Genomic DNA, 21,539 nt, shown 5'->3' on the forward strand with positions numbered 1-21,539 from the left:
CGGTGGAAGTCAAGACGGTTGAGGCCTTGGTCAGCGTCGGCGCCCGGTACGTCGGCCGGGCGCCGGCGTTCGAGGTGGAGCCAGCGTGGTGGTCGGAGGTCGAGGCCATCACCCGGCATCTCGATCAGCTGCTGGGGGTCCGGACCTTCGTACTGCGGCTCGTGCGTGCGGACGAGGCCGTGATCGGACGCGGCGGGCGGGTCGTGTACCACGTCGAGGCGCTGGACGAGCCGCGTCCCGGCGTACTCGACGAGAGCCCGTTGCCGGAGTGGGACTCGATCGTCGCGGCGCATCCGCTCCGGTCGACCTGGGCCGAGGTCGGCGGGCCATCGCGGCTCATCGAGTGGGCGCGTGACGTCGTCGGCCCTCTCGACGCCATCCAGGTGAAGACGTGGAACCTCTCCTGCCTGATCCGCTTCCCGGGAGCCTGGGCGAAGGCGACCAGCAGGTTCTGCAGCATCGACGCGGACATCATCGAGCACATCCGGCGGTACGACGAGACGCTCGCACCAGCTGTACTGGCGACGTCTTGCGAGAACCGCTGGTCACTGCTCGCCCACGCCCCCGGGACGGACTGCTGGGAGCCGGACCGCCCGTCGGTGGAGAGCGTCGTGAGCCGCTGGGTCGCGGTGCAGGCATCCCTCCCGGTGGACGATCTCGATGCGCCACAGTTGCTGCCGCATGCTCTGGCGGACGAGATTGCCCCGCTGATCCCCCGGGTCGCGTTGTCCGACGACGAGGTGAGCGGTCTGCTGAGATTGGTCGATCGGCTGCCGGCGATCGTCGGTGAGCTCGACTCCGCGGGGCTGCCGACGACGTTGGTGCATGGCGACTTCCATCCCGGGAACTGGCGCTCGGACGGTACGCATCGGGTGATCGTCGACTGGGCCGACACGTTCGTCGGTCATCCGGCGACCGACATCAGGCGACTGCACGACTTCCTCCCACCGGAGAAGCGCGACCATGCGGCCGAGGTGTGGACGGCGGCCTGGCGGCGAGCAGTCCCGGGCTGTGATCCGATGCGCGCGCTGGCGCCGATGAGCGTGTTGGGGCCGCTGACCTATGCGCTCATGTACCAGCGCTTCCTCGACAACATCGAGCCCGGCGAACGGATCTACCACCAGGACGACCCGGCGATCTGCCTGCGGTCGGCCCTCGATGTGGCAGGCTGCGGACTATGACGATCCTGGTGACAGGCGCGACCGGCAACGCGGGCGGCGCGGTGGTGCAATCGCTCGCAGCACAAGGCATCCCGGGGCGGGCACTGATCCGCTCGGAGACCTCCCTGCCGACGGGCATCGAGCCTGCGTACGGCGACCTGAACCGGCCGGACACCTTCGTGGACGCGTTGGCCGGCGTCACCGGGATGTTCTTGCTGAGCGGGTACGACCGGTTGGACGAGTTGCTCACGAACGCGGCACGTGCCGGAGTTCGGAAGGTCGTGGTGTTGTCCAGTTCGTCCCTCGACGGCGAGGTGACGAACGCCGTCGCGGCGTACCACCACGCGACCGAGGAGGCCGTCCGGGCCGCTGGATTGGACTGGACCTTCCTGCGCCCGAACTCCTTCATGTCCAACACGCTGCGCTGGCTCGACCAGCTCCGCGCCGGCGACGAGGTGCGGGTGCAGTTCCCCGACGTACCGGTCTCGACGATCCATCCGCGGGACATCGCCGACGTCGCGGTCCGCTCGCTCCAGGGCTCACACAACGGCGAAGTACTGCGACTCACCGGCCCGGTCGCACTCACTCCGGTCGAGCAGGTCGCGATCCTCGGCGAGGGCATCGGCCGGAAGCTGACGGCGTACCCGATGAGCCGCTCGGAGACCCACGACGCGTTGTTCGCCGCGATGCCCGAGCCCTACGCAGCTGCTATCGAGAGCTTCTTCGGCGACGGCACAGTCGATGAAACCTCGGTCAACGACACCGTCGCCAAGGTCACCGGCCAACCGGCGCGCACCCTGCAGACCTGGGTGCGGGAGAACGCCGCCCTGTTCCACTAAGGACTCAGACGGCGAAGGCTGGTCTCGAGGTCGAGAGACAGCCAGCCGGTGAGCTGCGGATGGCTGGGGTGCTGCCACAGGCCGTACGGTCCGCGCAGCGTTTCCAGGTAGTCGACGAGGTCGTGCAGGTCCTGCAAGGACACACCGCAGCGGGAGGCGAGGTCGAGCAGGAAGGCGAGGTCGTGGGTGACATAGAACGTCACCTGTCCCATCGCCCGTTCAAGCCCGACCAGACGGGACACCTCCCAGCCGATGGTCGAGGGGTCGCGGTTCTCCCGGGCCAGGAGGTGGTCGACGCCGATCCGGGCCGCGTCGGACCGCCGTCGTTCGGGGTGCAACGCCAAACAGGCAACGGCGCCGGTCGTCGCCGATCGGCAGCCGAGCCCGCGGGTCAGTCGGCGGTACTCCTTCTCCGGCGGTGCCGGTCGGCCTGCTTCGCCGAGGTCGGCCTTCGGACCGGCCGGCCAGGATCCGTCCTCGAGCCGCACGCCGAGGAGCCATTCGAAGGCACGCTCGGCCCTGGGATCGGTGCCGAAGCCGGCAGCGACGATTCCGCGCAGCGGTACGACGGTCTCCATCGTGATGAACCGAGGACCCTCGGTCCCTGCCGGAATCGACCACGAGCCGTCCGGCTGTTGGGCCTTGAAGATCTTCTCGACCGCGGCCGCCGTGGCGGGACCGCGATAGCCGACGTAGGCGAGTTGGCAGAGCAGATAGCCCGCGGCGTAAGGCTCAGCTGCCTCCAGCCGCGCGACGAGTTCGTTGACCTCGGCGCTCTGATCAATCTCCGCGCGCCAAGCGGCGACCTCCGCATCGTCGTCGTTGGCGCCCTCCAGCTCGCGGGCGGCCCGCCACCGCAGCGACGGGGACGGATCTCCGAGCAGAAGAGTGCTGAGGTTCATGGCCGCACCCCGCGAAGGTAGGGCGCGGTGGCAGTGTCTGCTCGTCGGAGAGCATCGGGTGAGCCCTCGAAGACGATCCGGCCGCCGTCCAGGCCGGCGCCCGGGCCGAGCTCGATGAGCCAGTCGCAGGCGGCGAGGAAGGCCGGATCGTGCTCGACCACGAGCACACTGTTGCCAGCAGCAACGAGCTTGTCGAGCGTACGGACGAGCACCGCGACGTCGGTGGCGTGGAGGCCGACGGTGGGTTCGTCCAGCACATACAGAGTGCTTGCCTTCGTCGGGCGGGCCAACTCCTTGGTGAGTTTGAGCCGCTGCGCTTCGCCGCCCGAGAGGCTCCAGCCCGGCTGGCGCAGTACGAGGTAGCCGAGCCCGAGCGCGACGGCCGACCCGCCCAGCCGACGTACCGCGTCGACGTCGCCCCACTCGTCGACCAACTCCTCGACGGTGAGAGCTTCGAGGTCGGCGAGGCTGCGGTCCCGCTGGAGCAAGGTGGCGACCTCGCGACGGTACCCGGAGCCATGACAGGCATCGCAGGTCTGCGGCACCGACGGCAGGAACGACATGTCCAGGTTCCACATGCCTTTGCCCTTGCAGGCGTCGCAGCGATAGGTCAGGTCCTTGATCGTGATGCCCTGCTCGATGGCTTCCTCACTCGCGGCGAACTCCTTGCGGACCGCGCCGATGAGCCCGAGGAACATCCCCGGTGAGCTGATCTCGGCACGGGACTGGTCGGCCACGACCGTCCGTCCGGGTGCACCGGAGATGGCGTCGTGGTCACCGGGCCGGACGCGGACCACGCCGCGGCCGGCGATGTTGGTCCTCGGCGGGATCATGCCCAGCGCGATGGTGTCGACGACGAGCGAGGACTTGCCCGACCCGGACACCCCGCAGACGCCGATCAGTACACCGAGGGGGATGCGGACGTCGAGTCCAGCAAGGTTGTTCTCCCGCGCTCCGGTCACCTGCATCCAACCCGTCGGCTCTCGACGGTCCTCGCGGTACGCCGGAACCTGTCCGTCGAGAACCGCCCGGGTCACCGACTGCGGACTGTCGAGCTCGACCAGCCGACCACCCGATCGCCCGGGACCGGGACCGATCTCGATGAGGTCGTCGGCCGCACGGATGAGCGTCGGGTCGTGTTCGACGGCGATGACGGTGTTGCCGGCGGCCCGCAACTCGGTGAGGGTCCGGGCCAGGGCGGCCACCTCCGAGGGATGGAGCCCTCGGGAGGGCTCGTCGAGCAGGACGGTCATCCCGACGAGTCCGCCGCCAAGCACCGATGCCAGCTTGATCCGTTGCGCTTCACCGGCCGACAGCGTCCAGGTCGAGCGGTTCAGTTGGAGATAGCCCAGCCCGACGGTACGCAGGAAACCCAGCCGCTGTAGCGCGGTGGTCCGCGCGTCTGCCGCTTGTCGATCGGCAGGCACCTCCATCGAGGTCAGGACGGCCTCGAGATCAGCGAGCGAGGTCGAGAACAGCTCGTCCCGCCCACGCCCCTCGAGACGGATCGCCAGGTACGGCGCACGCAACCGCCGGCCATCGCACTCCCGGCATGGAAAAACGGTCGATTCCTTGCCGCCGACGTCGTTCGCGGCCCACGCGTTCAACCCGCGCCAGAACGCGTCGCCGTACAGGACGGCGTGTTGGGCCTCGTCACTCAACGCCTTCCAGGGAGTGCGGTCCAGATCGAACCCGTACCGCTCGGCCAGCGACCGCATCGGCGGCTCCTCGCCGACGGTTGTGCCGAACCAGGACAGACTGCCGCCGAAGACGCCGCCGTAGACAGTCGCATCCGGGTCCACGATCAGCTTGGCGAAGTCGAACTCCCGCTCGACTCCGAGTCCCAAACACCGCGGACAGATGGACACCGGCGACCCCATCAGATGACGCGGCTCGATCGGCACCGCGCTGGTCCCGCAGTCGCCACAGCTCCACGCTGCCTCAGGCTTCGGGGACGTCCGGCGTACTGCGTCGTGGCCGCAGCTGAGGCAGGTGCGAAGGCCCGCTCGGGCGAGGACCACGGCGATCAGGCGGTCGAGGTCGCTGGACCGGCCAACGGTCACCCGGTCCGCATCCCAGACGTAGACGCCCGGCCCGCGCCCGTCGTAGTTCAGGCCGGACGCGTCGATGCTCATCGTCGGGCCGACTCCGGTCAGCGAGTCGACCGGAGCCTCCGGACCCTCGTGGACCGACTGGCGCTCGTACACGGACAGGCACTCGAGCAGCCGCCTGGTCGCCTCGGATTCGACGACGTCATGGACCAAGGAGGACTTGCCCGAACCCGATACGCCCGTCACGACGGTGAACCTGCCCTTGGCGAAGTCGACGTCCACACCCTGCAGGTTGTGCGCGCGGGCGCCGCGTACCTGGATCGCATCGCTGGACCGCCGGTCCCGGCGCGGCTTGGCTCGCGGCCGCACCCGCGGTTGCTTCTCGGCAGTGGGCGGCCCGTTGTGCAGCAGGCGTCCGCCGTCGGGACCACCGCCCGGACCCAGATCGATGCGCCAGTCGGCGGCAGCGATCACGTCAGGCTGGTGCTCGACGACGACCACCGTGCAGCCGTTGTCCGTCAGTCGGTCGAGCACCGCGAGCAGCCGATCGAGGTCGCCGGGGTGCAAGCCCGTCGTCGGCTCGTCGAGCAGGACCAGGTCACCGGTCCGGGCCTTGGCCACCTCACGGGCGAGCCGCACGCGTTGGGCTTCTCCACCGGAAAGGCTCGGAGACGGTTGCCCGAGGGTGAGATAACCGAGGCCGACCTCCTGGAGCGACTGCAGGATTCGGGTCACCGCCGGATGCTCTGCGAACACAGTGCTTGCGTCGTCGACGGTCAGCTCCAGCACCTCGGCGATCGACCTGCCCGCCCAGGTCGCTTCGAGGACCCCGGGACGGTAGCGACGGCCATCGCATGCATCGCACGGGACCCAGATCGGCGCCAGATAGTTCAGGCCGATCGCCACCGATCCCATCCCCTCGCAGTCCGGGCAGGCGCCCTCGGCCCGGTTGAAGGTGAAGTCCGACGCGGAGCGTCCGGTCTCGCTCGCGAAGACGTCGCGGATCCTGTCGAGCACCTTCGTGTACGTCGCCGGGTTCGATCGTGGGTTGTTGCCCAACGGCGCCTGGTCCACCGCACGCGCACGGGTCACCGGCGCGTCGAACGTCGTACAGCCGACCGGACCGCGCTCGCGTAAGGATGCCAACAACACCTCGTGGCTCAGGGTGGTCTTGCCTGCTCCTGACGGCCCGGTGATCACCGTCAGCGAGCCCAGCGGGATCTCGCAGTCGACCTCGCGCAGGTTGCGCAGGCTGGCTCCGGTGATCCGGATCCGATCGTCCGACACCACGCGTGACGATCGGCGCCGCCGAGCGCCGGCCGAGAAGCTGACTCCGGACGCTGTGTCGGCGCGCCAAAGGTCGGCGGGCGGGCCTTGAAACACCAGCCGTCCTCCGGCACGGCCACCGCCGGGGCCGATCTCCACGACATCGTCTGCCATGGCGACCGCCTGCGGGTCGTGCTCGACCATCAGGACCGGGCCGGGCAGGACGGCGATGGCGTCGAGTAGTCGGTCGAGATCGCTGTGGTGCAGCCCGATGGTCGGCTCGTCGAGGACGTGCAACAGGTCTTCGAGACGCCCCGAGAGCACGACCGCGAGCCGGGTGCGTTGCGCCTCACCGCGCGACAGGGTCGGCATCGATCGATCGGGAGCCAGGTAGCCGAGACCCAGCTCTTGCAGCGGGCGCAGGCGTCGCAGCAACTCGTCCTGGATGCGTCGGGCCCGCGACCCGAGCGGCAACTGCTCCACGAATTCGAGGACCTCGGTCACCGATCGACCGAGCAACTCCTGGAGCGTGCTGCCGGCGATCCGGTGTGACGAAGTGTCGTTGTCGCTGCGGAAGGCGGACGGTGCGAGTGGCCGGACCCAGGCTCCGCATTGCGGGCAGATGGGCGCCCGGAGGACCGGCGTACCACCAAGCAGTACCTCGGGGCGACCCAAGGCGCCGGCTTGCTCCAGGGTGGCCCGGACCTCGGCTGCCGACTGGTCGGACCGAAGGGTGTCGACCCGTACGACGATGTCGTGAGGGCGCGCCGGGTCCAGACGTATCGACCGTGTCCATGGCCGTCCATCAACGGTTACGTGGGCGAACTGGCCTCGGAGGCCGGCAAGCAGGCGCGCATGACGTCCGGGCAGCCCTCGGACGATCGCTACCTCGACGTCGAGGCTGTCTGTGCCTTCGAGCAGGTCGAGTGCAGTGGTGAGGCGCTCCTCGGCGGACAAGCCCCGGACCGGTAGGTGGCAGTGGGGGCACTCGACCTCGGCGAACCGTGAGTACAGGATCCGCAAGAACGGATGCAGCCCGACCGACGTCGCGACAGTCGAGTTCGGGTTGCGGTTGAGGACGTTCTGAGCAACCGCCACCGCCGGCCCCAGACCGTCGATGTGCCGGACCCTGGCAGCAGGAACCCGCGCGCTGTTCCCGCCGAGCGCCAGCGACTCGACGAACCGGCGACGCGCCTCGGTGTAGACCACGTCGAAGGCCAACGACGACTTGCCCGAACCCGACACGCCGACGACCGCCGTCAGCCCCGGCGCGAAGGAGACATCGATATCGCGCAGATTGTGCTCACCTGCGCCGTGGACGTCGAGCAACCGCCTCGCCATCGTCGCAGCCTATCCGGACGTCAGGCCTGACTCAGTGCCTTGAGGAACTCCTCGGTCGTGCAGGTCTCGCCGATTCGGGGGAAGGCGTAGGAGAGGGCGAAGTTGTGGGCGTGCTCGTCGAGGCCCGTCATCGCGTCGGTGATGAAGAACGTTTCGTAGCCGAGGTCGGAGGCGGCACGGGCGGTGGACTCGACGCCGAAGTTGGTGGCGATGCCGGCCAGGGCGACGTTCGCGATGCCCCGGGACTGCAACTCCGCGTCGAGTGACGTCCGGCCGAAGGCGCCGATCGCCCGCTTCACGATCTCCAGGTCGCCCGGCTGCGGCTCGGCCGTCGGTGCGAACCCGCTGCCCTCCGGCTGGACGTCGACGCCCGGCCGCTCGACCCGTACGTTGACCACCAGCCCGCCGGCCTTGCGCGTCGCGGCCGCCAGGGCGACGGATCGCTCGAGTACGGCGGGTCCGCTGTGCGGCGCGGTCTCCAGCGCAACGATCCGCGGCATCAGGTCGATCAGGATGAGCGCGGTACGACGGGCCTCGAGAGTGTTCACGCGGCGAGCCTAAGGTCCAGCACGTCCACGCCGACGAGGTAGCCGATTGCCGCTGGGTTCTTGCCGGTGATCGTGACGACGTATTGGTGTGTGCCGGCGGACAACTGCACCGCGCCAAGCTCAACCGTCTGCGTACCGACCCCGGAGGCCTGGTAGCCGTCGAAGCTCACCGGCATGTTCCCGTCGATCTGCACGTCGGCGATCCCGTAGTCGGCCGCCTTCGTCAGCACCGTCGACAGGTCGTACGAACCCGTCGTGGGCACACTGAACTGCAGCACGGTCTTGTCGCCGGCCTTACTGCCATGGATCCACGCCTGCGCCCCACCCGACCAGCTGACCCCGCAGCAGTTGCCCTGCGGATCGACTGCCACGGTCGACGACACCGGCGGCAACATCCCCTCACCCTCGACCCGCAGCGTGCTGCCGCTCGTCCCCTGCACTGCCACGGACTTCGCTCCCGCATGACCAGCCAGATCCACCGCGGCCACTCGATACGACCAGGTCTCATGAAGCCCCAGACCCCGGTGCAGGAAACCTGGCAGCGGCGTGGTCCCGAGCAACTTCTCCGCCCCGCCGGCCTTCGTGCCGTAGACCTGGTAATAGGCGATCCCGCTGTCGTCCGGCACGTCGTTCCAGGTCACGTTGATCGCGTTGTCGGATCGCCCCACTGCCCTTGCCCCGGTGACCGCGCCCGGCGGGCGGTGGTCGTCGTACGGGAGGACCAGCGACTGCACGACGTACGACGAGGCCGTCCACGCGGGGCCGGTCGGACGTAGCTCGATGTCTAGCTTGGTCCGCCCGGCGGTGAGGGAGGCGGGGAGCTGGTAGTTGTCGTCCAGCCAGCGCTGGTGAGTGTTGCCGAGGGGTTGCAGCCAGGTTCCCGCATTCTTGCCGTTGACAACAACTTGCGCCGATTGCCCCGGACTGTTCTGGTCACTGGTCCGTCGCAGGGTCACCCCGCGGTTCGCGGGATCGATCTTCGCCGTGAAGTGGATCGGCTGCGTGCTCGAGCGGACCTGGTCGGTCAGGGTGATGTCGTCGTGGTCGCCCTCGTAGACCGCGCTCAGGTCCGACTGTGTGCCACCATCGGCGTACGCGTGCTGTTGACGGCTCGCGGCCGACCCGGTGTCGATCCTGTCGGTCTCCCGGGCGCCGAAGCCGGAGCCGGAGCCGGTGTAGAGGAACGCAGTGGAGCCGTAGATCGCCGGATGGTCGTCCTGCTGCCCGTGCTCGATCCCGAAGTCGAGCTGGTTCTGGAACGCGACCGAATCGGTGATGTGCAACCGCCACGCGCCGTCGCATTCGTTCGTGCAGAAGCCTGCCCGGACCTCGTGCGCGGAGTTGCCGTGGAACGGAGTGGAGTATGTGCCGGCATTGAAGTACCAGCCGGACTCGTAGAAGTCTTCGGTCCCGGTGCCATGGATCGCCGGTGTCCGCTCACCGTCGACGTACACCCGCTCGTCACCTTCGAGGTACCCACGAGTGTTGCCGTCAGCAAGCAATCCCTCCATCGTCTGCGAGACGCCGACGAACTTGCCGCGACCGGTGACGTCGGCGAACGCCCAGTCGCTCCCCTGCGTCGTCTCGCCGCGGGTCGAGATCGCGGTGAAGTACCCGATCTTCCCGGTCGCCAGCTCGACGGCCTTGCGGGCGTTCCGCGATGCGGTCACGTCGGCCTGACCGGTCAGCGGGTACGCCGTGGGGTTGACCAGTGTCACCGTCGCGCGGGCGACGTACGGCATCGGCCACCAGGAGGAGTACCAGCCGTCGGGATCCATGGCGAAGAACAGCGAGTGGACCGGGTTCTCGCCGAGGCCCGAGCCGAAGAACTCGCCGAGCGGCGCATCGACCCGCTTCTTGCCGTCGATCGTCACCTGGACACGGACACCGGCAAGCAGGGTGTCGGACGGCTTGACGCGGGCGGCGTCCTCGTCGGTCGCGGCGTACGCCATCGCGTGCTCGCCGCTCCAGTTCTGCTGGGTGATCGCGTACCCGTGCGCCTGCTCGCCGGTGACATGGTTCGGCCCGACGTCGAGGGTGTCGGTGCGCTTCACCTCACCGCCGACGATCGAGTCGGCCCAGTAGGCGAACTCGTTGAAGTCCAGGTCCGACGAGACGAACTGGTTGGTGATCGTGATCTGCGACTTTCCCGCGGTCAGCGCGGCCGGCAGGTCGACGGACTGGTCGTGCCACTGCGCGCCCTGCGCCTTGAGGGGCGCCCACTCACCGGCCGGGGCGCCGTCGACCAGGATCTTCGCGCGCTGGTTGCCGATCCGCAGATCCATCCGCCGGGTCAGCTTCACGCCGGTGTTCGCCGGGTCGATCTTCATCGTGAAGGTGCTGCCGCCGAGGAACGCACGGCCGTCGTCGGCGAAGCTCTTCAGGTCGAGACCGACCAGGTCGGGCAGCTTGAGGCGGAGCGCGCTCAGCTCACCGGGCCCACGGGCGTCCGCGAGCGTCACCTGCTTGCCGGGGGCAAGGTTCAGCGGGGTCTTCGTGGTGGTGCTGTTCGGCTGGGCGGGCTTGGGGTCCTTCGTACCGGCCGCGTCGAGCAGGGCCAGGACGTCCTCGGCCTTGTCGCTCGGGTCGAACGTGCGGATGCCGTTCGCGTCCGGGAACTGGCGATAGTCGACGTGGTAGAAGAGCGGATTGGTCTGGGTGGTGATCCGCATCGAGGAGCGGTACGGCATCGGGACGCGGATGTAGACGCCGCCGCTGGTCTGCACCGCATTGGCAACGAGCGGGTACTGGAAGGGCGCGCCGAGCTTGCCGTCGACGATGTCCTGCAGGGAGCCGTGCAGGACCTGCTTGCCGTCGAGCTCGACGGTGATCGTGCCGGTCTTGGTGACGTCGCCCTCGTCCCGGGTGAACCAGATCGACGCGATCTCACCTGGACCGCTGTCCTCGGCGATCACGCAGCCCGCGTCCGTCGTCCGCAGACAGGAGTAGGTGCCGTCGAAGCCGTCGTTGTTGGTGCCGTCGCGGCCGAAGCTGGAGAACTGCTTGGTCCGTACGCCGGTCTGCAGCTCGGGCAACCGGTCCAGGTTGCGGTACACCTCCCAGCCGACCGGGCCGTTGTCGTTGCCGGTCTGCGTGGCGGCCGAAGCCGTGGTGGCGGGGAGAGCGAGCAGCGAACAGGCGACGAGCGCGATGACACGACGGAGCATGGGGGCGGGCCTTTCCGACGTTGAGTTCCGACCGACTGGGAAATCGATTTCTGAGATGTCTACCACCGATGTTTGCGGCTGAGAAGGGCTCAGGCAGACTGGACCCGCACACAACTCGAGACTGCGGGAGATTCGATGAGCTCTGATAAAGCCCAGATCGGCGTCACCGGCCTCGCGGTGATGGGCCGCAACCTGGCCCGGAACCTCGCGCGCAACGGGTTCAGCGTCGCTCTGCACAACCGCTCCCAGGCCCGCACGGACTCGCTGGTCGCGGAGTTCGGCTCCGAGGGCGACTTCGTCCCGTCCACGGACCTGGCGGGCTTCGTCGAGTCGCTCGAGCAGCCGCGCAAGATCATCGTCATGGTCAAGGCCGGCGCGCCGACCGACGCGGTCATCGACGAGCTGGTGCCGCTGCTCGACGAGGGCGACATCGTCGTCGACGCCGGCAACGCGCACTTCCTCGACACCCGGCGGCGCGAGGCCGCGCTCCGCGACCAGGGGCTGCACTTCGTCGGCAGCGGCGTGTCCGGCGGTGAGGAGGGCGCGCTGAACGGCCCGAGCATCATGCCGGGCGGTTCGCCGGAGTCGTACGCGGCGCTGGAGCCGATGCTGACCAAGATCTCCGCACACGTGAACGGCGAGCCGTGCTGCGTGCACGTCGGCCCGGACGGCGCGGGGCACTTCGTGAAGATGCTGCACAACGGCATCGAGTACGCCGACATGCAGCTGATCGCCGAGGCGTACGACCTGCTCCGCCACGTGCTCGACCTGTCCCCCTCCGAGCTGGCCGACGTGTTCCGGGACTGGAACACCGGCGACCTCGAGTCGTTCCTGATCGAGATCACCGCCGAGGTGCTCAGCCAGACCGACCCGACCGCGGGCGGTCCGTTCGTGGACGTCGTCCTCGACCAGGCGGAGCAGAAGGGCACGGGGCGCTGGACGGTACAGTCCGCGCTCGACCTGGGCATCCCGGTCAGCGGCATGGCCGAGGCAGTGTTCGCCCGGTCCCTGTCGGGTGACCTGGTACGGCGGGAGGCGGCAGCCGGCGTACTGCCCGGTCCGTCGGACGTGAAGCTGGATGTCGACCGGCAGGCGTTCATCGACGACGTACGGCACGCGCTGTACTCGTCGAAGCTGGTCGCGTACGCGCAGGGCTTCGACGCGATCCGGGCGGCCAGCGAGGAGTACGACTGGGACGTCGACCTCGGTGCGATGGCGACGATCTGGCGCGGCGGGTGCATCATCCGGGCGCGGTTCCTGGACCGCATCAAGGAGGCCTACGACCGCAACCCGGACCTCCCCTCGCTGCTCGTCGACGACTACTTCAAGGAAGCAGTCGCCAACGGGCAGGAGGCCTGGCGACGGGTCGTGGCTGCCGCCGCGACGGTCGGTGTACCGGCTCCGGGATTCTCGGCGGCGCTGTCGTACTACGACGGGCTGCGGGCCGAGCGGCTGCCGGCTGCGCTGATCCAGGGTCTACGTGACCTGTTCGGCGCGCACACCTACAAGCGGGTCGACCGTGAGGGCAGCTTCCACCTGGAGTGGTCGGGCGACCGCTCCGAGAGCACCCAGTAGACCGCGACCGCAGCTACACACAAGAAGCCGGCCGCTCCGAGGCTCGCCACATTGAATCCGTGGACAGCATCGGAGCGGGCGGCAACTGTGCCCGCGACGGTGCTGAGCAGCGCAGTTCCGAGCGACGCGCCGATCTGTTGAGAGGTCATCACCATGGCGCCGGCTACCGCAGTGTCGGGACCGGCGCCGAGTGTTGCCGTGCTGTTTGCAGTGATCAGCACCCATCCGGTCCCGAGACCGACGAGCAGGAACACGGGCATGACGTGCAGCCAGTAGCTGCTGTCTGCCTTGAGTAGGCCGAGCAGTGCGAGCCCTGCGGCGATAGTGAGGAGCCCGGGGCAGATGAGCGACCGCACTGTCGCCTTGGCCAGTAGTCGGCTCACTGCACGCACACCGACCATCAGTCCGACAGTCAGCGGCAGGAAGGCCAGACCGGCCTTGACCGGCGAGTAGTGCTGGATGTTCTGCAGGTAGAAGGTCAGGAAGAACAGAGCGGCGAACATACCGATCGCCAGGCTGAACACAGCCAGGTACGACGCAGCTCGTCTGTTGTTTGCGATAACCCGCAGCGGCAGCAGTGGAGACTTCGCACGCGCCTGCACCGCCAGGAACGCGGCAATGAGCACCACGCCGGCAGCCAGCGATGCGTACGTCGCCGGTGCGCTCCAGCCGTCCGACTCCGCTCGAGCGAATCCGAACACGACCGCCATCAGCCCCGCGGTTGCCAGCAACGCACCTAGCAGGTCGACTCGCACCCCGCTATCGCGCGGGACGGGGCGTACGGCGTACAGGACACCGCCCGCTGCCAACGCGGCGACCGGGAGGTTGACGTACATGCACCACCTCCAGTCGAGGTACTGCGTTAGCACGCCGCCGACCAGCACACCGAGACCGGACGAGCTACCCATCGCCGTCCCGTAGATGCCGAATGCCTTCCCGCGCTCGGCCGGCAATGGGAACGACGCTGCAAGCGTTGCCAGCACCGCCGGGGTCAGCAGTGCGCCGAAGACGCCCTGCAGCCCTCGTCCGGTGAGCAGCATCGCCGGTCCGGTCGCGGCTCCGCCAAGAGCTGAGGCGGCCGCGAAGCCGGTCAGCCCGATCAGCAGGGCACGTCGGCGTCCGATCAGATCGCTCATCCGTCCGCCGAGCAGCAGCAAACCGCCGTACCCCAGCGCGAACAGCGTGATCACCCACTGCCGTGCCGGATCCGACATCCCCAACGCCCGCTGCACGGACGGCAACGCGATGTTCACGATGGTCAGGTCGATGCCGATCATCAACTGAGCCGTCGCCACCGCCCCTAACGCCCACCACCGCCGCGCGTCGAGCGCCGGCGGCGCTTCCGTCGCCGCCACTAGAACATCCCGTTCGACTGTCCGGGCACCCGTACGCCGTGGACGTGGGCGACTACGTGGTCGCCGTCGGCGAAGACGCGCTCGACCTCGGCCTTCAGGTCGGGGAAGTCCTGGCGGAGGGTGGCGTGGAGGTCCTTCTGGTTCAGGCCGGCCTCGTAGAAGTCGAGGACGGCTTGTTTGTTGCGTTCGCTCATGATCATCCTTAAGTGAACAGCTGTAGTGCTACGACTGTAAGGCAACGTGCGTTGCAATACAATCGGCTTTATGGACGCTGGAACGTCGCGGAGCCGGAACCGTCGCGGGCAGGGAGAGCTGCTGCGACGGGAGATCATCGACGCCGCGCTGCGGATGCTGAACGAGCTGGGTGACGACGAGGCGCTCTCGCTGCGCGCGGTCGCCCGCGAGGTCGGGATCGCGGCGACGTCGGTCTACATTCACTTCGCCGACCGTGACGCGCTCGTCTTCGCCGCGCTCGAGCAGTCCACGACCGACCTCCTCCGCGACCTCGAGCAGGCCGAGGCCGGCGGCGGGGACGATCCGGTGCGGCGGCTACGCGCGCGGCTCCTCTTCCTCGGCGCCTGGGTCCGCGAGTACTCCGGCCTCTACAAGGTGCTGCACGAGAGCACGCTCAACCGGCGGATGCACCTGGTCTTCAAGGAGGAGCTGTCGACGCGGGCGATCGCCGCCGTACAGGCCTGCATGGACGCCGGCCTCGCGCCCGCGGACGACGCGACCGCCGTGGCCCTGGACCTTCGCGCCGCGGTGCACGGCGCGGTCTCGATCCGGATCAACGAACCGGAAGCCGACCTACCGCCGCTCGCAGACCAGATCGACCGCTTCCTGGTGAAGCTGGTTGGTCTGAGAATCGAACATGTGTTCTAATAGTCACTCAGCGCCAGTCCCAGAAGGAGATCGCCGCAACGATGACTGTAGACACTCTGGCAGTAGAGACGCCGTCCGACCTCGCCGACACTCCCGACCCGATCAACCCGTCGGCGGCCGCGGCCGAAACGACGCCCGAAACGGCCGAAGCCACGTCCGTCCCGGTCGAGGCTCCCAAGCCGAAGAAGGCACCGGCGAAGAAGGCGGCCGGCAAGAAGGCGAAGACCATCGAGCTCACGCTGACCGTCACCGGGACCGCGGACGGCGAGTGGCACGCCGAGCTCAAGCAGGGCACGACCTACCTGGCCCGCGACCTGGCCGTCGCCGCGGCCGCGGTCTCGCGCGCCGCCAAGGAGCTGCATGAGGACCTGTCGACCCCGATCGACGAGGTCATCGAGGAGGCCCGCTCCCAGCAGGCCGCCAAGGTCGCAGCCCTCGAGGCCGAGCTGGAGGCCGCCAAGAAGGCCCTCGCCGACCTCGACTGAGCTCACCTGAGCTCAACTACGAGCTGATCCCGGCACAGACTCCCCGTGGTAGTCACCTTCCCTGATCACCACGGGCAGCAAATGCAGAACCCGTCCGCAACCGTGTGAGGTGGTTGCGGACGGGTTCTGGGGATCACTCGGGCTGGGTCTTGAGAACGATCCGCAGGTTCGCCTTGGGCTGGTGTTGCCAGGCGTCCTCGGCCTGCTCGAGCGGGAAGGTCTCGATGATCGGCCGGATGTTCTTCAGCACCGAGAAGTTCAGCGTCTCCTCCGAGTCCTGCGCCACACCCGAGTACCAGCCGGCCACCGACAGCCGGCCTTCGGCGAGCGCGTGACCGGTGACCTGGATCGGGTCCGCGCCTTCGAGGACGATCAGCTCACCGTTCGGACGAAGGCCCTTGACCAGGTCCGACTGAAGCTCGGCGCGGGACACAGTCGCGAGGACGACGGCCGCGCCGCCGAGCGCCTGCAGCGCCTCACCGGCATCGCCCTCGTTGCTGTCGATGTACTCGTCCGCTCCGAGCTGGCGAGCGAGCTTCTCCTTGTCCCGGCCGCGGTTGATCGCCACGGTCCGGAAGCCCATCTTGTCGGCGAACTGGATCGCCAGGTGACCGACGCCGCCGACTCCCTGCACCGCGATCGTGTCCCCCGGCCCTGCGTGCGCGTGCCGGAGTGCGTTGAAGGCTGTGATCCCGCCGCACATCAACGGCGCCGCGTCCTCGAGGGACAGGCCCTCCGGGATCCGCGCCACCGCGTCCTGCGGTGCCACCATGAACTCGGCGTACCCGCCGTCGTACGACGTGCCGACGATCGTGCGGCTCACGCAGTTCGTGAAGTCGCCGCGACGGCAGAACTCGCAGGTGAAGTCGACGCCGCCGGACCAGCCCACGCCGACCCGTTGACCGACCTCCCAGACCGTGACGCCCTCGCCGACGGCGTCCACGACCCCGGCGATCTCGTGCCCGGGGATCCGCGGCAGCACCGTGCCGAAGAGCGCGTTCCGCGGGATCGCGTCACCACCGCAGATCCCGCAGGCGTGCACCTTGACCCGGATCTGCCCGGCCTTGGGCTCCGGGATCGGCACATCGGTCACGACGAAGGGTCCGCCGGCCTGCTGGACCTGGGCCGCACGCATGGTTCCAGTCATCTCTCTCCCTCGGTAAGTTCGGCGCTCAGTGCATTCCGCCGTCGGCGACGATCTGCTGACCGGTGATCAACCCCGCCTCGTCACTGGCAAGGAAGGCCGCGATCCCGGCCACGTCCTCGGTCGTGCCCAACCGCCCGATCGGCACCATCGCGACCAGGCTCTGCTTGTACTCGTCGTTCGCCGGATCGGTGAAGATGCCCGCGCCGTCGATCGGCCCCGGCACGATCGTGTTGACGGTGATCCCGCGCGGGCCGAGCTCCAGCGCGAGCACCCGGGCCAGATACCCGGTGGCGACCTTGCTGGTGCCGTACAGACCGACGCCCAACTGCGGGACCGTGGTGGTGTTCGACGAGATCGTGATGATCCGGCCGTTGTCGGCGATCCGGCGGGCCGCCTCGCGCAGCACGAAGTACGGGCCCTTCGTGTTGACCCGGAACAGCAGGTCGAAGTCCTCTTCGGTGACGTCCGCGACCGGGACGTTCACCTTCTCCATGCCGGCGTTCGCGACCACGACGTCGACCTGGCCGAACTCGTCCAGCGCCGCGTCGTACAGCCGCTGGATCCCGTCGACCTGGGACACGTCGGCGGCGACCGAGACGGCCTGGACCCCGAGTGCCTTGGCCGCGTCCAGGACCTCGTTCGCGGCGGACTCGTCGCGGGAGTAGTTGACCACCACGTTCGCGCCCTGGGCGGCGAGCCGGAGCAGGATCGCGCGGCCCAGTCCCTTCGACGAGCCGGTGACGAGCGCCGTTTTCCCCTTGAGCGTCATCCTCTTCCTTCTCCGTTCTCCAGACCTGCTTCGATCGTCCTGCCAGATGGCAGCAGGTGGAAACAGAGACTTGTTGGCGAGGGCACAACGAATCGTTGTGGCACGATGGCCGGGTGGATTCGAGGACGGCGTGGATCTGAGTTTGCGGCTCTTGCAGGCGCTCGAGGCCGTCGCGGCCGAGGGCAGCATGACGCGGGCCGCCGGAGTGCTGAACCTGACGCAGCAGGCGGTCAGCGGCCAGATCCGCCAGCTGGAGCGCGTGATCGGGACGCCACTGGTCGAGCGGCGGCCGACCGGGATCGAGCTGACCGCGGCCGGCGAGGTCGTGCTCAAGCAGGGTGCCGCGCTGTTGTCGTCCGCGCAGGCGATGGTGACCGAGGCTCGGCTGACAGCGTCCGGCCGGCCGGATCCGCTGCGGATCACGTTCAAGGCGCAGAGTACGGCGCACTTCATGCCCGCGGTCGAGGCCGCCCTCCGCCGCGAGGCGCCCGAGGTCGAAGTACGGCCGATCTCGTCGCACACGCTGCCGGACGAGATCGACGCGCTCGTCGAAGGGCGGGCCGATGCGGCGTTCCTCTGGTTACCCATCGGGGACGATCCGCGCTTCACCGTCCATCCGTTGCTCGAGGAGGAACGGTGGGTCGCGCTCCCGCCGGGGCATCCGCTGGCGACGCGTACGACGTTGTGCATCGCGGATCTCGCCGACGTACCGGTGGTCGGTCCCCGGGACGGGATGCCGCAGGCAGTCGTCGACTTCTGGTTCATCGACCCGCGTCCGGACGGCAGCCGCGCCGTCTTCGGCCCGCAGGCGCGGACGCCGGAGGAGTGCCTGCACCTGGTCGCGGCGGGTCACGGCTGCTGGATCGCGCCGGCGTCCACGGTCACGTACTTCGCCCACCCCAGGCTCACGTGGCTTCCGCTGGTCGACGCCGAGCCGAACGTGCTCGCCCTCATCTGGCCGAAGCACTCCGCGAATCCGCTCCTGCACCGGCTCCTCGAGGAGACCCGCCGCGCCCTCCGTCCCTTGCCAACGGCAACGACTTAGCCGCCCAGCGCACTGGTCACCGTGATGGTGAGCAGAGTCATGGTGGCCAGGACGGCGATCAGGGTCCAACGGGCTGCGGTGTTGCTCATGGATCCATGGTCGGCAGCGGCATCGCCGGTGGGAATGGGCCGGCCCGCGTTTCAGGGGACGGCCCGGGGTCGGGTCCGGTGAAGTCCTGACCTTCAAGTGTTCGAGCGAACACGGAATGAACGGGATGTGACCCAAACGGCACGCCGCAACTGTGGGCGGGGGTGGGTGCTTGGCCTTACCGTGGGTGACCTGGGCCGGTCCGAGGGGCCCTGGCCGCTCCGGGGTGAGAAGGGGTCAGATGAGCACTTTCGAGGACTTGGGTTCGCTGCTGCTGGTGCGCGGCGCCGACGAGATCGACCACGCGGGCGGAAGCCTGTACGTCCACCTGCACCGGGTCGCCAAGCGCCTGCGCTCCCTCGGCGCCTCCGACACTCTGGTGATCGCCGGCCTGGCCCACGCGGCGTACGGGACGGACGGCTTCCCCACCCACCTCTTCGACTGGCAGACCGAACGCCCGGTCCTGGAGTCGGTGATCGGCACCGAGGCCGAGCTGATCGTCTACCGGTACGGCGCCTGCGACCGCGAGACCACCTGGCGTGACCTCGCCGAGCACCGCACGGTCACCGACCGCTTCACCGGCACGTCCGAGGAGCTCGGCACCGAGGACCTCCGCGACTTCGTCGACCTGACGATCGTCAACGAGCTCGACGTCCTGGAGAACGACTCCGAGCGCGCGCTCAAGCTCGGCCTGTTCCTGCAGGAGCAGATCCCGCGCTGGCAGTCGCTCGCATCCCCTGCCGTCCTGGCCGCGTCCGAGGGCATCCTGCAGCTGCAAGAGAGCCCACAGCCGCTCTCTTAAACTGGGCAGCGTGAAACGGTTCCTGTGGCGGGGGTTCCTGGGACTTCTCGGGCTTTGGCTGATCGTCACCGCGGCATCGCTCGGCTACAACCTCGCCACCAGTGGGACCGCCGCGCCACCTCCCGGCCTCAAGTACGTCCAGGCCGGCGACATCAACACCCGCTACCAAACCTGGGGTGCGTCGGGCGCGCCGGTCGTACTCGTCCACGGTGCAGCCGAATCCGTCGACACCTGGTCGCGACTCGTCCCGCTGCTCGCGACCAACCATCGCGTGTACGCGTACGACCTCACCGGCTACGGGTACTCCGAGCGCAAAGCGCCGTACACGATCGAGCATCTCGCGGCACAGCTGCTCGGGTTCCTGGACGCGATGCATCTCGGCGCGCCGGGTGAGCCGCGGCCGATCCTGGTCGGGCACTCGCTCGGGGCCGGTGTCATCGCCGAGGCGACGCTGGAGGCGCCGAACCGGATCGGCGGGCTCCTGTTCCTCGACGGCGACGGGCTGCCGCTGCCGGGCGGGCAGGCCGGCCCGCCGCGGTGGCTGATCGTCCCGCCGTACCGGACGTCGCTGTTCCGGCTGGTGCTCGACCAGGGGTGGCTGCTGAAGAAGATCTACAACAGCGTCTGCTCGCCCGACTGCCCCGCGATGACCGTCGACGACTGGACCCGCCCGTTCCGGCAGCCCGGAGCGGAGAAGGCGGTCTGGCAGATGACCGCGCACGGCATCCCGGCCGTGTCCGCCGATCGGCTGGCGAAGCTCCGGGCGCTCCCGATCCCCAAATCGGTCGTGTTCGGCGCGCTCGACACCAACGGCGGCAACGCGACCGAGACCGCGACCCGCATCGGCGCACCCGCGCCGACCCTGATCCCGGACGCCAACCACCTCACGCTGATCTCCAGCCCCAGGCAGGTCGCGGCCGCTGTCAACGCCATTCGCTGAGCGCAGATCGCTGGAAAACCCGGTCCGGGCGACGGATGATCGGGATATGGCCCGTTACGAAGTGGTTGCGCGCGCGAAGACCGATCGACTGTCCAACTCCGACTACATCGACCTCGCCCTGATGTCCTGGTCCCTGGACAAGGGCATGCGTTTCCAGCGCGTCGAGGATCTGCCCGACGGGTCGATCGCGGTCGTCCTGCAACAGAAGCTGTCGCCGCGCAAGCAGGACGAGGCCTGCGCCATGGTGAACCGGAGCCTGGCCCAGCTCGGTATCCCGGCCGGCCAGGTCCAGCAGATCGACCTGCACCGGATGACCCGCAAGGGCGGCCGCGCGCTGGTCCGCTCGTGGGTCGGCCCGGGCAACCCGCCCGGCCCCGGCACCGCCGGTGACCGCGAGCCGCGACGCCCCAAGCCGATGCCGCCGCACCTGCAGGCATCCCGTGATCTGCCGGCTACGGAGTGAAGACCTCGAACCGAGCGCCGTATTTCGTCCCCAGCTGAGTACCCGTCGGGCGGGACGTGCCCTCCAGGAACTCCTCCGGGTCGAATTCGCGGTTCAGCCCGTCGATGTAGGCCTGGTGTGCCTTCAGCGACTGCAAGCCCAGGTCGAAGCTGTCGGTCGTGTCGACCCCGTGCCGCGAATTGGGTGAGCCGGCCGCCCAGACCTGCCGTACGCCGTCCCACTTGTCGCCGGCGTCCGGGAAGATCCAGCGGTTCGCGGCGTCCCGGACCGCGTCGACCACCGCGCGACCGGTGTTGATGTGGTCGGCCTGGTTCAGCGCGACGTCGCCGTCCCAGGTGTCGCGGAAGTTGCCGGTGATGACGATCTCCGGCTGGTGCCGGCGGATCGCGGCGGCGATGACGCGCCGCAGCGGTACGCCGTACTCGATCGTCCCGTCCGGCTGACCGAGGAACTCGACCGAGGACACTCCGACGATCCGGGCCGACTCGATCTCCTCGGCCTCCCGCAACGGTCCGCACTCGACCGGGTCGACGCCGTCGATCCCCGCCTCGCCGGAGGTCAGCAGGCAGTACGCGATGTGCTTGCCCTGCCCGGTCCAGCGCGCGATCGCAGCCGCCGATCCCCACTCGAGATCATCCGGATGCGCGACGATCGCCAGCGCCTTCTGCCAGTCCTCGACCAATGGTTCGAGCCCCTCCACAGCATTCATGCCGGA

18 protein-coding genes are annotated in these 21,539 nt (G+C 68.8%); 9 read left to right on the plus strand and 9 right to left on the minus strand.

All coding sequences use genetic code 11. The features are described 5' to 3' along the window. Positions 1-2 precede the first annotated feature (2 nt). Together ACIA58_RS27440 and ACIA58_RS27445 are read left to right on the plus strand one after the other, a co-directional pair. The gene (locus ACIA58_RS27440; protein ID WP_396406667.1) at positions 3-1,181 is read left to right on the plus strand and encodes an aminoglycoside phosphotransferase family protein; all 1,179 of its coding nucleotides are present in this window, start codon (positions 3-5) and stop codon (positions 1,179-1,181) included. Continuing rightward, positions 1,178-1,999: an NAD(P)H-binding protein gene (locus ACIA58_RS27445; protein WP_396406668.1), complete on the plus strand. Its 822-nt coding sequence runs from the start codon at positions 1,178-1,180 to the stop codon at positions 1,997-1,999. Before ACIA58_RS27440 ends, ACIA58_RS27445 begins: the two co-directional genes overlap by 4 nt. Here ACIA58_RS27445 and ACIA58_RS27450 read toward each other — a convergent pair. The 4 genes from ACIA58_RS27450 to ACIA58_RS27465 are packed head-to-tail and all read right to left on the minus strand — an operon-like array spanning position 1,996 to position 11,274. After that, positions 1,996-2,901, minus strand: coding sequence for a hypothetical protein (locus tag ACIA58_RS27450; protein WP_396406669.1), 906 nt, complete (start codon positions 2,899-2,901; stop codon positions 1,996-1,998). The two genes, ACIA58_RS27445 and ACIA58_RS27450, sit on opposite strands and share 4 nt — an antisense overlap. Continuing rightward, positions 2,898-7,559 (minus strand): hypothetical protein, encoded by a 4,662-nt coding sequence (locus tag ACIA58_RS27455; RefSeq protein ID WP_396406670.1) that lies wholly within the window; start codon positions 7,557-7,559, stop codon positions 2,898-2,900. The genes ACIA58_RS27450 and ACIA58_RS27455 overlap by 4 nt, the downstream gene beginning before the upstream one ends. A 20-nt stretch (positions 7,560-7,579) precedes the next feature. Then, complete coding sequence (locus tag ACIA58_RS27460) at positions 7,580-8,107, minus strand: isochorismatase family protein (RefSeq protein WP_396406671.1); 528 nt, start codon at positions 8,105-8,107, stop codon at positions 7,580-7,582. Continuing rightward, positions 8,104-11,274, minus strand: coding sequence for a DUF2961 domain-containing protein (locus tag ACIA58_RS27465; protein ID WP_396406672.1), 3,171 nt, complete (start codon positions 11,272-11,274; stop codon positions 8,104-8,106). Before ACIA58_RS27465 ends, ACIA58_RS27460 begins: the two co-directional genes overlap by 4 nt. A gap of 135 nt (positions 11,275-11,409) precedes the next feature. Here ACIA58_RS27465 and gndA point away from each other — a divergent pair, with 135 nt between their 5' ends. Beyond that, the gene (gndA, locus tag ACIA58_RS27470) at positions 11,410-12,849 is read left to right on the plus strand and encodes an NADP-dependent phosphogluconate dehydrogenase (protein WP_396406673.1); all 1,440 of its coding nucleotides are present in this window, start codon (positions 11,410-11,412) and stop codon (positions 12,847-12,849) included. On the opposite strand, the gene ACIA58_RS27475 is transcribed toward gndA, so the two are convergent. Continuing rightward, on the minus strand, positions 12,777-14,204 hold the full coding sequence (locus ACIA58_RS27475; RefSeq protein WP_396406674.1) for an MFS transporter: 1,428 nt from the start codon (positions 14,202-14,204) through the stop codon (positions 12,777-12,779). The two genes, gndA and ACIA58_RS27475, sit on opposite strands and share 73 nt — an antisense overlap. Beyond that, complete coding sequence (locus ACIA58_RS27480) at positions 14,204-14,398, minus strand: hypothetical protein (RefSeq protein ID WP_396406675.1); 195 nt, start codon at positions 14,396-14,398, stop codon at positions 14,204-14,206. Before ACIA58_RS27480 ends, ACIA58_RS27475 begins: the two co-directional genes overlap by 1 nt. 70 nt (positions 14,399-14,468) lie before the next feature. Between ACIA58_RS27480 and ACIA58_RS27485 the strand changes: the two genes are divergently transcribed. Further along, positions 14,469-15,086 carry a TetR/AcrR family transcriptional regulator gene (locus ACIA58_RS27485; RefSeq protein WP_396406676.1) on the plus strand — a complete coding sequence of 206 codons (618 nt, stop codon included), beginning with the start codon at positions 14,469-14,471 and terminating at the stop codon, positions 15,084-15,086. 41 nt (positions 15,087-15,127) lie between these two features. Continuing rightward, positions 15,128-15,571 (plus strand): DUF6319 family protein, encoded by a 444-nt coding sequence (locus ACIA58_RS27490; RefSeq protein WP_396406677.1) that lies wholly within the window; start codon positions 15,128-15,130, stop codon positions 15,569-15,571. Between the two features lie 133 nt (positions 15,572-15,704). On the opposite strand, the gene ACIA58_RS27495 is transcribed toward ACIA58_RS27490, so the two are convergent. Next, positions 15,705-16,718 carry an alcohol dehydrogenase catalytic domain-containing protein gene (locus ACIA58_RS27495; protein ID WP_396406678.1) on the minus strand — a complete coding sequence of 338 codons (1,014 nt, stop codon included), beginning with the start codon at positions 16,716-16,718 and terminating at the stop codon, positions 15,705-15,707. Positions 16,719-16,743: 25 nt separating this feature from the next. Then, positions 16,744-17,487, minus strand: coding sequence for a glucose 1-dehydrogenase (locus ACIA58_RS27500; RefSeq protein ID WP_396406679.1), 744 nt, complete (start codon positions 17,485-17,487; stop codon positions 16,744-16,746). A 97-nt stretch (positions 17,488-17,584) separates the two neighbouring features. Here ACIA58_RS27500 and ACIA58_RS27505 point away from each other — a divergent pair, with 97 nt between their 5' ends. From ACIA58_RS27505 to ACIA58_RS27520, 4 genes are all read left to right on the plus strand, one after another. Then, positions 17,585-18,532 (plus strand): LysR family transcriptional regulator, encoded by a 948-nt coding sequence (locus ACIA58_RS27505; protein ID WP_396406680.1) that lies wholly within the window; start codon positions 17,585-17,587, stop codon positions 18,530-18,532. A 328-nt stretch (positions 18,533-18,860) separates the two neighbouring features. Next, positions 18,861-19,421 carry a DUF6817 domain-containing protein gene (locus ACIA58_RS27510; protein WP_396406681.1) on the plus strand — a complete coding sequence of 187 codons (561 nt, stop codon included), beginning with the start codon at positions 18,861-18,863 and terminating at the stop codon, positions 19,419-19,421. Positions 19,422-19,431: 10 nt separating this feature from the next. Next, positions 19,432-20,361 (plus strand): alpha/beta fold hydrolase, encoded by a 930-nt coding sequence (locus tag ACIA58_RS27515; protein WP_396406682.1) that lies wholly within the window; start codon positions 19,432-19,434, stop codon positions 20,359-20,361. A 46-nt stretch (positions 20,362-20,407) separates the two neighbouring features. Continuing rightward, on the plus strand, positions 20,408-20,824 hold the full coding sequence (locus ACIA58_RS27520) for a hypothetical protein (RefSeq protein WP_396406683.1): 417 nt from the start codon (positions 20,408-20,410) through the stop codon (positions 20,822-20,824). Here the strand turns inward: ACIA58_RS27520 and ACIA58_RS27525 are convergent. Continuing rightward, positions 20,814-21,533, minus strand: coding sequence for a PIG-L deacetylase family protein (locus tag ACIA58_RS27525; RefSeq protein ID WP_396406684.1), 720 nt, complete (start codon positions 21,531-21,533; stop codon positions 20,814-20,816). The genes ACIA58_RS27520 and ACIA58_RS27525 overlap by 11 nt on opposite strands. Between the last annotated feature and the right edge of the window lie 6 nt (positions 21,534-21,539).

The sequence above is a fragment of the Kribbella sp. NPDC051586 genome (genome assembly GCF_044453965.1).
Lineage (GTDB): Bacteria > Actinomycetota > Actinomycetes > Propionibacteriales > Kribbellaceae > Kribbella.